This is a genomic window from Streptomyces sp. E-08 (genome assembly GCF_049913095.1).
In the GTDB taxonomy this organism is placed as follows: domain Bacteria; phylum Actinomycetota; class Actinomycetes; order Streptomycetales; family Streptomycetaceae; genus Streptomyces.
This window is the reverse complement of the sequence record NZ_CP183971.1, coordinates 4,580,774-4,594,927: the sequence shown is the minus strand read 5'-3', so window position 1 is coordinate 4,594,927 and position 14,154 is coordinate 4,580,774. Positions and strand designations below refer to the sequence as shown.

The following is a 14,154-nucleotide window of genomic DNA, read 5'->3' as shown; positions in this document are numbered from 1 at the left end:
CAGTGCCCCGCATTACAGTTCGGCATATGGCGAAGAAGCTCGTGATCAAGGTGACCGCAGGGGCCGACGCCCCCGAACGCTGCTCCCAGGCCTTCACGGTGGCCGCCGTCGCCGTCGCCAGCGGCGTCGAGGTCTCGCTCTGGCTGACCGGCGAGTCCTCGTGGTTCGCCCTCCCCGGCCGCGCGGCGGAGTTCGACCTCCCGCACGCGGCGCCGCTGCCGGACCTGATCGACTCGATCCTGGCGGCCGGCCGCGTCACGCTCTGCACGCAGTGCGCGGCGCGACGCGAGATCACGGAGGAGGACGTCCTGGAGGGCGTCCGCATCGCCGGAGCGCAGGTCTTCGTCCAGGAAGCGATGTCCGACGAGACCCAGGCCCTCGTCTACTGACCCGGGCCCCTGCCGCCCGTGGCGCTTCCGCCCCGGGCCCCTACCGCTCGCGGCGCTTCTTGCCGTCGAGTTCGTCCCACCACTCGTCCGACTGCGGGTCGCCCGAGGGGTCGTCCCACCAGCGGTCCTCCGGGCCCCGGCGGTTCGCGACCATCGCGGCGACCGGGGGGATGACCATGGCGACGACGCACATGCCGATGGCGACCGGCATCGAGAAGAGCCGCACGACGGCCCAGGCGCCCACGAACAGCAGCAGGCAGGCGCCCATCATCCAGAAGTAGACGTGGCGGCGTCGTGCGTACACACCTTCAGCGTACGGCCGGAAGGGCCGCCCGTCACCGGACGAGGGCAGACCGGAGGGCCGTGCCTCAGGTCCTGGAATAGGCGTCCAACCCCCCAGGAGGCACGGCCCTCCGGCCGTTCGTGTGCCGTGGATCAGACGGCGATGGCGACCTCGGCCAGGCCGCCCTTCTGGGCCACGACCTGGCGGTCGGCGGTGCCGCCGGGGACCAGGGCGCGGACGGTCCAGGTGCCCTCGGCCGCGTAGAAACGGAACTGGCCGGTGGCGGAGGTCGGGACCTCGGCCGTGAACTCGCCGGTCGAGTCCAGGAGGCGGACGTAACCGGTGACGGGCTCGCCGTCCTTGGTCACGAAGCCCTGGATCGTGGTCTCACCGGGCTTGATCGTCGAGGCGTCGGGGCCGCCGGGCTGCGCTCCACACATGTCGTTCTGTCCTTACGGTCGAGGGGTCCGGAGAAGGGGAGGGTCCGGTGGACTACTTGTTGGCGCCGAGCTCGATCGGCACGCCGACGAGGGAGCCGTACTCGGTCCAGGAGCCGTCGTAGTTCTTGACGTTCGGGACCTCGAGCAGCTCGTGCAGGACGAACCAGGTCAGCGCGGAGCGCTCGCCGATGCGGCAGTAGGCGATGGTGTCCTTCGCCAGGTCGACCTGCTCGTCCTCGTAGAGGGCCTTGAGCTCGTCGTCCGACTTGAACGTGCCGTCGTCGTTGGCGTTCTTCGACCACGGGATGTTGCGGGCGCTCGGCACGTGGCCGGGGCGCTGCGACTGCTCCTGCGGGAGGTGCGCCGGGGCGAGCAGCTTGCCGGAGAACTCGTCGGGCGAGCGGACGTCGACCAGGTTCTGGGCGCCGATCGCGGCCACGACGTCGTCGCGGTAGGCGCGGATCGAGGCGTCCTGGGCCTGGGCCTTGTACGCGGTGGCCGGGCGGGCCGGCACCTCGGCGACGAGGTCGCGGGAGTCGAGCTCCCACTTCTTGCGGCCGCCGTCGAGGAGCTTGACGTCCTGGTGACCGTAGAGCTTGAAGTACCAGTAGGCGTAGGAGGCGAACCAGTTGTTGTTGCCGCCGTAGAGGACGACCGTGGTGTCGTTGCCGATGCCCTTGGCCGAGAGGAGCTTCTCGAAGCCCTCCTGGTCGATGAAGTCACGGCGGACCGGGTCCTGCAGGTCCTGGGTCCAGTCGATCCGGATGGCGTTGCGGATGTGGTTCTTCTCGTAGGCCGAGGTGTCCTCGTCGACCTCGACGATGGCGACCTGCGGGTTGTCGAGGTTGGCCTCGACCCAGTCCGCGTCGACCAGGACGTCGCTGCGAGCCATGTTGTTCTCCTCCGGGGCAGTGTGCGGGGGCGTGCTGCTGTGGTGCGGATGTGTGGTGCGGTACGCGTCGTCGCGTGCGTACGGACAGCGGACGTGCGTACGGCTCTGCACAGGGCGGCCCCGACCTCGGTCGAAGGGCCTGAGGGATACGGGAGTGGCGTCCCGCTCAGACTGAGCGACAGAGCATGGCGGCGACGCGGCACAGGTCTACTGCCCGCCGCTTCGTGAGATCCGCCTGTCGCTTCATGCCCTCGATCGTAGGGACGGACAGGCGGCCGTGTCACCGGCGTGTCGTATTTTGAGACGCGATCGTCCGAGATACGAGACGTGATCACGGTGCGCGTCGGCTCCGGACGGCTCCGCGCCCCGGTGTCCGCTTCGTCTTCTGCAGATCGGACGGCGGTGTCTCAGCATATGAAAAACAGGGACCCGCAGGCCCCTGTACGCCCCCACGCGCCCCGTCAGCCCGCCAGGACGACGTCCTTCCCGGTCACCATGACCGCCAGGCCGTCCGGCCGCGGCTCGACCTTCTCCACCTTCATGCCGCCGATCATGCCGATCGGGCGCTCGAAGTCCGTCCGCTCGCGGACCAGGTCCTCCACGCCCGGGATGCCGGCGCCCGGCACCTCGTCGGCGCGGACCTTGAGGGTGTCGCCGTTCACGACGGTCACCGTGGAGAGGACCGAACGGGTCAGGCTGCGGCCCAGGATCTTCACGCTGCCGGTGACCTTCAGCTTGCCGTCGCCGCCGTAGGCGATGGTGGCGCCGCGGTCGGACGCGGCGGTGAGGTCCGCGTACGAGATGAGGGCCGTGCCGCTCGCGGAGCCGGCCTTCGCGCCCGCCCAGTCGCCGGTGACGGTCACGTCCCGCAGGGCCATGGCCAGCTCGCCGACCCTGATGTTCTTGTCGCCCGCCGTGGCCCTGACGCCGGTCGCCGTCACGTCGACCTCGTCGAACCGCTTGTCCGCGACCTGGGTGAGGAAGGGGAAGCCCTTGATGTCGACCTCGATGGAGTCGCTCCTCGTGCCCGAGAGCTTCACCCGGCTCGACGCCTCCGACTCGGCGTACGACACGGCCAGCCGGTCGATCCCGACGAGGATCCCGCCCAGCACGACGGCCACGATCAACAGAATCCGCAGTGCTCGCATGGGCTGAGCGTCCCCCCGTATCGCTTCGTGTAACAGTTCCGGCCCCCCGACACGAAGATCGACGTGTCGGAGGGCCGGTTGGTTCCCCTGACGGGAAGGACCGCCGGTCAGGCCAGTGCGCGGCCCAGCAGGTAGACGGCGGGCGCGGCGGCGGTGAGCGGCAGCGCGACGCCCGCGGTCATGTGGACGAAGCGCGACGGGTAGTCGTAGGCGGCCACCCGCAGGCCGATCAGGGCGCAGACGCCGGCGCCGAGGCCGAGCAGCGCCCCGGAGGAGCCCAGGTCGGTGACGCCGCCGGCGGCGATCCCGGCACCCGCCGAGGCGAGCAGGGCGGCGACCGCGGAGACCGGTCCGGGCAGCGGCAGCGCCCGGGCGAGGACGGCGGCGGCGACGGCGATCCCGCCGACGACCACCGCGTCCGGGGCGGCGCCGAGGTTCCCGGTGGCGACGACCGTCAGGGCGGCGGAGGCGATGGTGGCCATCAGGCCGTACATGCGCTCGTCGGGGTCGGCGTGGCTGCGCAGCTGGAGGACGAGGCAGAGCAGCACCCAGACGCCGAGCGTGCCCAGGATCGCCGCGGCCGCGTGCTCCCGGCCGGTGGCGAGCAGCGCGGCATCGGCGACGAGGCCGCCGAGGAAGGCGAGGGCGATGCCCTGCCGGGCGGGCCACATGCCGTTGAGCCGGAACCAGCCGGCGGCGGTGAGCCCCTGGAGCAGGACGAGCGGGACGAGCAGCCCGTACGGGCCGAGGGAGGCGCCGCCCGCGAGGAGCAGGCCGAGGACGGCGGTGAGGGCGGCGGGCCGCATGCCCGGATCGATGATCGGCGACCGGCCCTCGGCGCGGGCGCGCTGGGCGTCGGTGATGCGGGTGTTCCCGGAGGTGGTGGGCGAGGAGTAGGCGGGTCCTTCCCCGGGCGCGGCGGGCGGGGCCACGGGGGCGGCGACCGGCTCGACGGCGACCTCGGCGACGGGCGCGGCGACGGGCTCCGCGTAGTACGCGGCGGGCCCCCCGTGCGACGCGTGCGCCTGCTCGTAGGGCTGCGGGTACGCCTGCTGCTCATAAGGCCGCTGGTCGTACGGCTGCGGGTACGCGTCCTGCGGCTCGGGAGCCTGCACCGGGGGCTGGGCGGCATGGGCCGCCCGCGCCGCCTGGACCTGGTCGTACGAGACGGCCGGCTGGTACTGGGTGTCCCAGGTCTGGCCCTCCCACGTCTGCGTGACGTCGGCAGGGTTCTGCTGCCCGTTCGCGTACGGGTCGTACTGCTGCCCGCCGTAGTACTGGTCGTTGCTCATGCTGTGGGGGTCACCCTCCTGCGAACGGGGGGAGCACCTCGACCGTGCCGCCCTCGGCAAGCCGTACCGTCTCATGGCTCCGGGTCCCGACGGGGTCGCCGTCGACCAGGAACGAGCACCGCTTCAGCACCTGGACGAGCTCGCCCGGGTGCTCCGCGCGGACCGCGTCGAGGGCCTCGGCCAGGGTCCCGGCGGTGTACGGCTCCTCGGCGACACCGGCGGCGGCCTTGGCCGCGGCCCAGTAGCGGATGGTTCCCGCTGCCATAGCGGCGCTCCCTTCGTTCGTGTGCGCGCCGCCCCCCATCATGGGCTATGCGCGCGTGAGCCAGTCCCCCAAGCGGGCGAGCAGCTCCTCGCCGGCGGCGTTCTCGGCGTGGCCCATGCCCGGCTCCAGCCAGAGCTCCGCGTCGCCCGCGGCGGCCAGCATGCGCGGGTGGTCGAGCGGGAAGTACGCGTCCCGGTCGCCGTGCACGATCAACAGCGGGGTCGGTGCGATCAGCGGCACCGCCTCCACCGGGGACAGCGGCACCGGGTCCCAGGCCCTGCTGTCGATCCGGGTGCCGAAGCCGTACCTTCCGACGAGGCGGCCCGCCGGCCGGGTGACCACCCAGTGGACGCGGCGCATCGGGGCCGTCCCCCGGTAGTACCAGCGGGCGGGCGCGGACACCGCGGCCACCGCGTCGGCGCGGGCCGCCGTCCCCCGCTCCAGGGCCGCGTGGCGCAGGACCACCGAGCCGCCCATGGAGAAGCCGGCCGTCACCACGCGCGTGTGGCCGAGCTCACGGGCCCAGCGGACGGCGGCGGACAGGTCGAGGACCTCCCGGTCGCCGACGGTGGAGCGGCCGCCGGAGCGGCCGTGCCCGCGGAACGAGAAGGTGACGACGGCCGCACCGCGCTCCGCGAGGACCTGTGCGGCGCGCCGGACGGCGGGCCGGTCGGCCGACCCGGTGAAGCCGTGGGCGAGGACGACCGCCGTATCGGTGACACTTGCCCGTGAGGGTTCGTAAACCGCCTCGATCCGGACACCGTCATCGGTACGCAGCATTGCGCGCCGGTTCATGGGGCGGTGGACGGAAGTGAGCGAGGAAACATCCAGGATGTGAAATCGACCCTCTGCCTCGGAACTCATGTGGGCTATTCTGCTTGCCAGAGGATCCGGGCAACGCAGCCCCCGGGTCCTTTTGTGTTTTCCGACCGTTGTTACGGACGGATGAACAGAAGCTCTCAGGGCGCGAGAGCCACACGTGAGCACACATAGACGTCCTCGCAGGGACCGAGGAGGAACCGACGTCATGGACGAGCGAACGACGACGCACCACGGATCGACGCACGACGGACCGACGACCGCGGCACAGGCCGGACCCACGATCGAGGCAGGTGCGGCGCGATGAGTTCTCTGCTGCTCCTGACGAACGCCCTCCAGCCGTCGACCGAGGTGCTCCCCGCACTCGGCCTGCTGCTGCACAACGTGCGCGTGGCCCCCGCCGAGGGCCCGGCGCTCGTCGACACCCCCGGCGCGGACGTGATCCTCGTCGACGGCCGGCGCGACCTCCCGCAGGTCCGCTCGCTCTGCCAGCTGCTGCGCTCCACCGGGCCGGGCTGTCCGCTGATCCTCGTCGTCACGGAGGGCGGCCTCGCGGCCGTCACCGCCGACTGGGGCATCGACGACGTCCTCCTCGACACGGCCGGTCCGGCCGAGGTCGAGGCCCGGCTCCGGCTCGCGATGGGCCGCCAGCAGATCGTCTCCGACGACTCCCCGATGGAGATCCGCAACGGCGACCTGTCGGTCGACGAGGCGACGTACAGCGCGAAGCTGAAGGGCCGGGTCCTCGACCTGACCTTCAAGGAGTTCGAGCTGCTCAAGTACCTGGCCCAGCACCCGGGCCGGGTCTTCACGCGCGCCCAGCTCCTGCAGGAGGTGTGGGGGTACGACTACTTCGGCGGCACCCGTACGGTCGACGTCCACGTACGGCGTCTGCGGGCCAAGCTCGGCCCCGAGCACGAGTCGCTCATCGGCACCGTCCGGAACGTCGGCTACCGCTTCGTCACGCCCGAGAAGGTCGAGCGGGCGGCGGAGGAGGCCCGCGCCAAGGAGGAGGCCCGCGCGAGCTCCCGCGTCAAGGGAGCCACGGAGGGAATCACCCCCTCGGAGGACGGGAACGTGGCGGATGCCACAATGCGACCTGCCGGTAGGTAGGTCACCCCGCGTAGACTGCCGCGCGTGGCCAAGGTGACGCGGGATGACGTAGCGCGACTTGCAGGTACTTCTACCGCGGTCGTGAGCTACGTCATCAACAACGGACCCCGGCCGGTCGCCCCGGCCACGCGCGAGCGTGTCCTCGCCGCCATCAAGGAGCTGGGCTACCGGCCCGACCGGGTGGCCCAGGCGATGGCCTCGCGGCGCACCGACCTCATAGGCATGATCGTCCCGGACGCGCGGCAGCCCTTCTTCGCCGAGATGGCGCACGCGGTCGAGCAGGCCGCCGCCGAGCGCGGGAAGATGGTCCTCGTCGGCAACTCCGACTACCGGACCGAGCGCGAGGTCCACTACCTGCGGGCCTTCCTCGGCATGCGGGTCTCCGGACTGATCCTGGTCAGCCAGGGCATGAGCGAGCAGGCCGCGAGCGAGATCGAGGCCTGGGACGCACGGGTGGTGCTGCTGCACGAGCGGCCCGAGGCGATCGACGACGTGGCCGTCGTGACCGACGACATCGGCGGCGCCCAGCTCGCCACCCGCCACCTCCTGGAGCACGGCCACCCGTACGTGGCGTGCCTCGGCGGCGTCCCGAACACACCGGCCGTCGGCGACCCGGTCGCCGACCACGAGGAGGGCTGGCGGCGCGCCATGCTGGAAGCGGGCCTCTCGATCGAGGGCCGCCTCTTCCAGGCGCCGTACAACCGCTACGACGCCTACCAGGTCGCGCTGAAGCTGCTGTCCGGCCCGGACCGCCCGCCGGCCATCTTCTGCTCCACCGACGACCAGGCCTTCGGCGTCCTGCGGGCCGCGCGCGAGCTGCGCATCGAGGTCCCGTCGGAGCTGGCCGTCGCGGGCTTCGACGACGTGAAGGAGGCGGCGCTCACCGATCCTCCGCTGACCACGATCTCCTCGGACCGCCCCGCGATGGCCCGGGCGGCCGTGGACCTCGTCCTCGACGACTCGGTCCGCGTCTCGGGCACGCGCCGCGAGCGGGTGAAGCTGTTCCCGTCGGCCCTGGTGGTCCGCCGCTCCTGCGGCTGCGACGGCGGCTGAGCCGGTACGGGAATCCCGTACCGGCCCCTGATCAGCACCCGATCCGGCCGGCGACCGGATCAGTAGACACCGTTCACCTTCCACCAGCCGCTGTCGAGCAGCTCCGCGCCCCGCAACGGGGTGGCCGCGCTGCCCCCGGGGAGCCCCGCAGACGACGCCGCGCGACCCGCCTCGCGCCGGGGTCCTTATATCGGGCATACAGGCTTCTGTCGGGCTTCTCAGCCGGTCCTCAGACGGCTCTCATGAAGGCGTCCGAGAGTCATAGCCATGACGGACTTCCAGGAGCAGCAGCCCTATCACCCGCCGCACCCGCCCAGGCCCCCGTACGAGCCGACGCAGCCGATCAGCACCGGGCCGGGCACGACCGTCTGGCCCTCGGGCGGTCACGTGCCGCCGCCGGCGGGCCCGCCGCTCGCCTCCCCCGTCCCCGCCCCGGGCCCCTCGCCCCGGCGCCGCGCCCGGCGCGGGGTCGGGCTCATGGCGGCCGTGGCCATCGCGGCCGCGGGCGTCGGCGGCGGCACGGCGACCCTGGTCCAGCACCTCGTCTCCGACCCCGCCGACGTGAGCGCCGCCGCCCCGGTCGTCAGCGGCACCAACGTCTCCTCCGGCAGCAAGGGCACCGTCGCCGGGGTCGCCGAGGCGGTCTCCCCCTCCATCGTGGAGATCTCCGCGACCTCGAACGCCGGCAAGTCCACCGGCTCGGGCGTGATCATCACCTCGGACGGCGAGATCGTCACCAACAACCACGTGATCTCCGGTGCCACGTCCGTCACCGTGCAGCTCAGCGACGGCAAGACGTACCAGGCCGAGGTCGTCGGCACGGACGCCGACAAGGACCTCGCCCTCATCAAGCTCCAGGGCGCCTCCGGCCTCAAGGCCGCCACGCTCGGCGACTCCTCGAAGCTGAGGGTCGGCGACGAGGTCGTCGCGATCGGCTCCCCCGAGGGCCTGACCGGCACCGTCACGAGCGGCATCGTCTCCGCGCTCGACCGGGACGTGACCGTCGCCAAGGACGAGGGCGGCGGCGGCCAGGACCAGCAGCAGGGCGGGCAGCAGTGGGACCCGCGGCAGGGCTGGCCGTTCGAGTTCGGCGGACAGCAGTTCAACGGCGACACGGGCTCGTCGAAGACCACGTACAAGGCGATCCAGACCGACGCCTCGCTCAATCCCGGGAATTCCGGCGGCGCCTTGATCAATATGAACGGCGAGATCGTCGGAATCAATTCGGCCATGTATTCGCCCAGTTCTTCGAGCGGCTCCACCGCCGGCAGCGTCGGCCTCGGATTCGCCATCCCGGTCGACACGGTGAAGGCCGACCTGAACACCCTCCGCGCGGGCGGCGACAGCTGAGCGGCGTGACGAACGGCGTGACGACGGGCAGGACGAACGGCGTGCCGAACGGCATACGGGAGGCGTGCGACGCTGAGCCCATGACGGGACAGCAGAACGAAGCCGAGCGCATCCTCATCGTCGACGACGAACCCGCCGTGCGGGAGGCCCTGCGCCGCAGCCTCGCCTTCGAGGGGTACGCGACGCGCGACGCCGTCGACGGCCTCGACGCGCTCGACGCGATGGAGTCGTACGCCCCTGATCTCGTCGTCCTCGACGTCCAGATGCCCCGCATGGACGGACTGACGGCGGCCCGCCGGATCCGGGCCGCCGGCTCGACCGTGCCGATCCTCATGCTCACCGCCCGCGACACGGTCGGCGACCGGGTCACCGGCCTCGACGCCGGCGCGGACGACTACCTGGTGAAGCCCTTCGAGCTCGACGAGCTGTTCGCCCGCATCCGCGCCCTGCTCCGCCGCAGCTCCTACGCCTCCGCGTCCGCCGCCCCCGCCGAGGACGACGTCCTGGCCTTCGAGGACCTGCGGATGAACCTGGCCACCCGCGAGGTGACCCGCGGCGGGCGGACCGTGGAGCTGACCCGGACCGAGTTCACCCTCCTGGAGATGTTCCTGGCGCACCCGCGCCAGGTCCTGACCCGGGAGCAGATCCTGAAGGCCGTGTGGGGCTTCGACTTCGAGCCCAGTTCGAACTCGCTGGACGTGTACGTGATGTATCTGCGGCGCAAGACCGAGGCCGGCGGCGAGCCGCGCCTCGTCCACACCGTACGGGGCGTGGGCTACGCGCTGCGCGGAGGAGGCGGGGAGTGACGGGCCGCCTGAGGAACTGGTTCCGCTCGCGGCCGCTGCGGTCGCGGCTCGCGCTGCTCACCGCCGTCGCGGTGGCCGTCGCCGTCGCGGCCGTGTCGCTGGCCTGCTGGTTCCTGACACGGGCGCAGCTGGAGCACGAGCTGGACTCCTCGCTGCGGAACACCAGCCTGAACCCGGACAGTGTGCAGAGCCTGCTGAGGGACTGCCGCCTGGGCACGACGCCCCCGCCGGTGGGGGGCTCGTACACCGTGCAGGTCGTCCTCGCCAACGGCTTCGTGTGCACCTCGGGGAAGGCGGCGATCCCCGCCGGGGCCGGCGAGCTCGCGGTGGCGCGCGGGCAGCTGGAGTACGTCCTGCACACCGTGAAGGACGACGACGGGCGCGAGATGCGGGTCTACACCTACGCCGACCCCACCGGGCTGAGCGCGGTCTCCATCGCCCGCCCGCTCTCCGAGATCGACAACTCGATGTCCACCCTCGGCTGGGTGCTGCTCCTGGTCTCCGGGATCGGCGTCGTCGGCGCGGGCGCGGCCGGCCTGTGGGTCGCGCGGACCGGGCTCGAACCGGTGAACCGGCTGACCGACGCGGTCGAGCACGTCACCGCGACCGAGGACCTGGCCGTCCGGATCCCGGTGGAGGGCGAGGACGAGATCGCCCGGCTCTCCCGCTCCTTCAACGCGATGACGGCGGCGCTCGCGACCTCCCGGGACCGGCAGGCGCAGCTCATCGCGGACGCCGGCCACGAACTCCGTACGCCCCTGACCTCCCTCCGTACGAACGTCGAACTGCTCGCGCGCAGCGAGGAGACCGGCCGGGCGATCCCGCCGGACGACCGGCGGGCCCTGATGGCCTCGGTGAAGGCGCAGATGACGGAGCTGGCCGCGCTGATCGGCGACCTCCAGGAGCTGGCCCGCCCGGACGCGGTCCAGCCGGGCCCGCTCGGCGTGGTCCCGCTGCACACCATCCTGCGGACGGCCCTGGACCGGGCGCGGCTGCGCGGGCCCGAGCTCACCTTCGTGACGGACCTCGCGCCCTGGTACGTACGGGCGGAGTCGCCGGCCCTCGAACGGGCCCTGGTGAACGTCCTGGACAACGCGGTGAAGTTCTCGCCGCCCCGGGGCACGGTCGAGGTGGTCCTGATGCGGGGCGAGCTGACCGTCCGCGACCACGGCCCCGGCATCCCGCCGGACGAGCTCCCGCACGTCTTCGACCGCTTCTGGCGCTCCCCGTCGGCCCGGAGCCTGCCGGGCTCGGGCCTGGGCCTGTCGATCGTGGCGCGTACGGTGCAGCAGGCGGGCGGCACGGTGTCCCTCGCCCCGGCGGAGGGCGGCGGCACGGTGGCGACCCTCCGCCTCCCGGGCGCCCCGACACCACCGCCGGAGCTGTGAGGGCCGTCAGTTGTGCCGGAGGAGCGCGTCGACGAGCCCCGGGCGGGTGTTCGGGAAGTCGAGGGGGACGATGCCGAGGCCGGTGCGTCCGGCCAGTTCGGCGCTGTCCAGGAAGCCGTGGACCCACGGGTTCAGCCGGTCGGAGTTCCAGCGGGGCGGGAGGGAGGCGGAGGTGCTGACGAAGTTCACGTAGAGCCGGCCGGGCTGGGCGACGGCGGCGCGGAAGTGCGTCTGGATCTTGGGGTACTTGGCGTCGGGGAGGGCGTTCCAGTCGTCCTGGACGGCGAACACGCCCGGGTCGGCCCACCGCAGTCCGGGGAGTCCGCCGTTGTCGGCGAGCAGTACCACCCGCCCGCGCGCCTCGCCGAGGGCCGGCAGGGTGTCTCCGATGCGGAACAGCGAACGCCACCCCCGCCGGTCGAGGTAGTCGTCGAACACCCCGCGGAACACGGCGTCGGACTCCTCGGAGTACTCCTGCTTGACCCGCATGAGGACGGTCTCGGAGGGGTGTGCGGCGAGGAAGTCCCGGCAGGCGACGAGGACGTCGCCGAACATCATGTTCTGGTAGGAGGGGCCGTGGTGGATGGCGAGGGACCCTCCGGTCACCCGGCACCGCACGTCCAGGAACCGGACACCGCTGTCCAGCTGCTGGGCGACGGTGGTGTTCTGGCATTCGCTCCAGGGCCCGCCGAACCGGGCGCCGGAGTCGTGCGTCCCGGGAATGGTGAGCCGCCGCAGGTCGGTCCCGTCCCCGTGGGCCCCCATCCACGCGCGCGTGTCCACGGAGGCGGCCGCGGAGGCGGCGGGCGCCCCGGCGAGCATCGCGGCTCCGGCCCCCAGGGCCCCGATGAGTAGGCGTCGTCGCTCCATGCCCGGACTATGACAGGTACACCACAACACCACCAGGGCGCCTCGCGTACGAAAAAAAGGGGGGCGGCGCCCCGTCGAAACGGTGCGCCGCCCCCCCCTCCGGGGTCCGCGAGGACTACTGCACGACCGTGATCCGGTCCGCGGCCGGGGCCGGGAGCGGGGTGGCGGCCGAGGAGTGGGCCGCCAGGTAGGCGTTGAAGAGGTCGAGGTCCGAGGCGCCGACCAGCTTGTTCGTGCCGGCGGCCAGGGCCGCGAAGCCGTCACCGCCGCCCGCGAGGAACTCGTTCATCGCGACGCGGTAGGTCTTCGCCGGGTCGATCGCCTCGCCGTTCAGCTTGATCGTGCCGTCGACGACGCGGTCCGCGCCCGTCTTCGTCATGTCGAGCGTGTAGGTGAGGCCCTTCGAGACCTGGAGGATCTTGATCGAGGTCTGGTTGGAGCCGCTGACCTGCTGCTTCAGCGCGGCGATCAGGTTCGCGCCGGACAGGTCGACCACGTTCATCATGTTGGTGAAGGGCTGCACGGTGAAGGACTCGCCGTACGTCACCACACCGTCGCCCTCGGCGCCGGACGCCTTGAAGACGAGGTCGGAGCGGATGCCGCCCGGGTTCATCAGGGCCAGCTGGGCGCCGCCCTTGTCCGCCGGGGCCAGGCCCTCCAGCTGCGCGTCGGCGATCAGGTCGCCGAGCGGCTTCTCGTACGCCGTGGAACCGCGGCCGTTGATGTCGGCGGCGATGTAGCCCTGCGGGCGGTTCGCGACCGGCGCGGCGAGCGTCTTCCAGTCCTCGATGAGCTGGGTGATGTCCGCGGCCTTCGGGACGTCACGCGTGACGACGTGGTTGGCCGAGGCGACCGCGGTGCGGACGATGTCCTTGGTGCGGCGGTCGTACGTCAGCGTGGTGTCCGTGTACAGCTTGCCGAACGAGGACGCCGAGGTGACCAGACGCGGCTTGCCCGCCGGGTCCGGGATGGTGCACACGTACGCCTGGTGCGTGTGGCCGGTGACCAGCGCGTCGACCTGCGGCGAGACGTTATTCGCGATGTCGACGATCGCGCCGGAGACGCCCTCGCCCTCACCGTCGCCGTCACCGTCGCAGTTGTAGTTCACGGACGTCGAGGCCGGCAGGCCGCCCTCGTGCACCAGGGCGACGATGGACTTGACGCCCTTGCGCTCCAGGATCTTCGTGTACTTGTTGATCGTCTCGACCTCGTCGCCGAACTTCAGGCCCTTGACGCCCTCGGCGGTGACGACGTTCGGGGTGCCCTCCAGGGTCACGCCGATGAAGCCGATCCTGACGCCGTCCTTCTCCCAGATGAAGTACGGGTCGAGCAGCGGCTTGCCGGTCTTCTCGTTCGTGACGTTCGCCGCGAGGTACGGGAAGTCGGCGCCCTTGAACTTCTCGCCCTGGACGAAACAGCCGGCGGTCGGGTGACAGCCGCCGTTCTGCATCCGGGCCAGCTCGCGCGCACCCTCGTCGAACTCGTGGTTGCCGACCGAGGTGACGTCCAGGTCCAGCTTGTTCAGGGCCCCGATGGTGGGCTCGTCGTGGAAGAGCCCGGACAGCAGCGGAGAGGCGCCGATCAGGTCGCCGGCCGCCGCGGTGACGGAGTAACGGTTCCCCTGGCGCGCCTGACGCAGGTGCGTCGCCAGGTACTCGACGCCACCGGCGTCGACCTTCTCCGTCGTCCCGTCCTCCTTGGTCCGCGTGACCTGGCCGGACGAGCCGGCCGGCGGCTCCAGGTTGCCGTGCAGGTCGTTGAACGAGAGCAGCTGGACGTCGACCATCCGCCCCCAGCCCTTGCCGTTCCCGTGCCCGGCGGCGTACGTGTCCCCGGCCGCCCCGGCCGACGGCATCGCGGCGACGAGCGCGCCCACGGTCGCAAGCCCCGCGCCGGCGGCGAGAATTCGCCGTGCCGTCTTGTTCTTCCTCGGTGTCGCTGCCATCTCTCCCCTAGTCCCCTTGCCCCGTTTCGCGGCCTTGATCTACTCCCCCGTTGCGCGTGCAGCCTAGAGTCAACGCGCGTAGCGCAACAGGGGGGAGTGGG

The 14,154-nt window shown here is 71.9% G+C and carries 16 protein-coding genes; 6 read left to right on the top strand and 10 right to left on the bottom strand.

The annotated features are described in order from the left end of the window. Window positions 1–26 precede the first annotated feature (26 nt). Window positions 27–389 carry a DsrE family protein gene (locus ACN9MM_RS21130; RefSeq protein WP_382867896.1) on the top strand — a complete coding sequence of 121 codons (363 nt, stop codon included), beginning with the start codon at window positions 27–29 and terminating at the stop codon, window positions 387–389. 40 nt (window positions 390–429) lie between these two features. Here ACN9MM_RS21130 and ACN9MM_RS21125 read toward each other — a convergent pair whose 3' ends face one another. The 8 genes from ACN9MM_RS21125 to ACN9MM_RS21090 all read right to left on the bottom strand — a co-directional run bounded on the left by ACN9MM_RS21125 (window position 430) and on the right by ACN9MM_RS21090 (window position 5,573). Beyond that, on the bottom strand, window positions 430–693 hold the full coding sequence (locus ACN9MM_RS21125; protein ID WP_382867897.1) for a DUF3099 domain-containing protein: 264 nt from the start codon (window positions 691–693) through the stop codon (window positions 430–432). Between the two features lie 131 nt (window positions 694–824). Next, window positions 825–1,112, bottom strand: coding sequence for a DUF1416 domain-containing protein (locus tag ACN9MM_RS21120; protein WP_017242395.1), 288 nt, complete (start codon window positions 1,110–1,112; stop codon window positions 825–827). Between the two features lie 52 nt (window positions 1,113–1,164). Continuing rightward, window positions 1,165–2,004, bottom strand: coding sequence for a sulfurtransferase (locus ACN9MM_RS21115; protein ID WP_426365058.1), 840 nt, complete (start codon window positions 2,002–2,004; stop codon window positions 1,165–1,167). A gap of 166 nt (window positions 2,005–2,170) precedes the next feature. Then, window positions 2,171–2,251 (bottom strand): putative leader peptide, encoded by an 81-nt coding sequence (locus ACN9MM_RS21110; protein ID WP_350497993.1) that lies wholly within the window; start codon window positions 2,249–2,251, stop codon window positions 2,171–2,173. A 214-nt stretch (window positions 2,252–2,465) separates the two neighbouring features. Continuing rightward, window positions 2,466–3,152 carry a DUF2993 domain-containing protein gene (locus ACN9MM_RS21105; RefSeq protein ID WP_426365057.1) on the bottom strand — a complete coding sequence of 229 codons (687 nt, stop codon included), beginning with the start codon at window positions 3,150–3,152 and terminating at the stop codon, window positions 2,466–2,468. A gap of 107 nt (window positions 3,153–3,259) precedes the next feature. Further along, complete coding sequence (locus ACN9MM_RS21100; RefSeq protein WP_426365056.1) at window positions 3,260–4,444, bottom strand: hypothetical protein; 1,185 nt, start codon at window positions 4,442–4,444, stop codon at window positions 3,260–3,262. A gap of 10 nt (window positions 4,445–4,454) precedes the next feature. Next, a complete protein-coding gene (locus ACN9MM_RS21095) occupies window positions 4,455–4,709 on the bottom strand; it encodes a MoaD/ThiS family protein (protein WP_329849796.1) in 255 nt (84 codons plus the stop codon). A gap of 45 nt (window positions 4,710–4,754) precedes the next feature. Further along, window positions 4,755–5,573 carry an alpha/beta hydrolase gene (locus tag ACN9MM_RS21090; RefSeq protein ID WP_426365055.1) on the bottom strand — a complete coding sequence of 273 codons (819 nt, stop codon included), beginning with the start codon at window positions 5,571–5,573 and terminating at the stop codon, window positions 4,755–4,757. 258 nt (window positions 5,574–5,831) lie between these two features. Here ACN9MM_RS21090 and ACN9MM_RS21085 point away from each other — a divergent pair, with 258 nt between their 5' ends. The 5 genes from ACN9MM_RS21085 to ACN9MM_RS21065 all read left to right on the top strand — a co-directional run bounded on the left by ACN9MM_RS21085 (window position 5,832) and on the right by ACN9MM_RS21065 (window position 11,238). Then, entirely contained in the window at window positions 5,832–6,641 is an 810-nt protein-coding gene (locus ACN9MM_RS21085; RefSeq protein WP_426365054.1) for a response regulator transcription factor, read from the top strand. A 24-nt stretch (window positions 6,642–6,665) separates the two neighbouring features. Beyond that, window positions 6,666–7,694 (top strand): LacI family DNA-binding transcriptional regulator, encoded by a 1,029-nt coding sequence (locus ACN9MM_RS21080; RefSeq protein ID WP_426365053.1) that lies wholly within the window; start codon window positions 6,666–6,668, stop codon window positions 7,692–7,694. Between the two features lie 267 nt (window positions 7,695–7,961). Continuing rightward, window positions 7,962–9,044, top strand: a complete 1,083-nt coding sequence (locus tag ACN9MM_RS21075; protein WP_426365052.1) for a S1C family serine protease — start codon at window positions 7,962–7,964, stop codon at window positions 9,042–9,044. Window positions 9,045–9,124: 80 nt separating this feature from the next. Continuing rightward, window positions 9,125–9,850, top strand: a complete 726-nt coding sequence (locus ACN9MM_RS21070) for a response regulator transcription factor (RefSeq protein ID WP_426365051.1) — start codon at window positions 9,125–9,127, stop codon at window positions 9,848–9,850. Next, window positions 9,847–11,238, top strand: a complete 1,392-nt coding sequence (locus ACN9MM_RS21065) for a sensor histidine kinase (protein WP_426365050.1) — start codon at window positions 9,847–9,849, stop codon at window positions 11,236–11,238. Before ACN9MM_RS21070 ends, ACN9MM_RS21065 begins: the two co-directional genes overlap by 4 nt. A gap of 6 nt (window positions 11,239–11,244) precedes the next feature. Here ACN9MM_RS21065 and ACN9MM_RS21060 read toward each other — a convergent pair whose 3' ends face one another. Both ACN9MM_RS21060 and ACN9MM_RS21055 read right to left on the bottom strand, forming a co-directional pair. Then, window positions 11,245–12,108: a phosphatidylinositol-specific phospholipase C gene (locus ACN9MM_RS21060; RefSeq protein ID WP_426365049.1), complete on the bottom strand. Its 864-nt coding sequence runs from the start codon at window positions 12,106–12,108 to the stop codon at window positions 11,245–11,247. A gap of 115 nt (window positions 12,109–12,223) precedes the next feature. After that, window positions 12,224–14,053 (bottom strand): bifunctional metallophosphatase/5'-nucleotidase, encoded by a 1,830-nt coding sequence (locus ACN9MM_RS21055; protein ID WP_426365048.1) that lies wholly within the window; start codon window positions 14,051–14,053, stop codon window positions 12,224–12,226. Window positions 14,054–14,154: the final 101 nt, after the last annotated feature.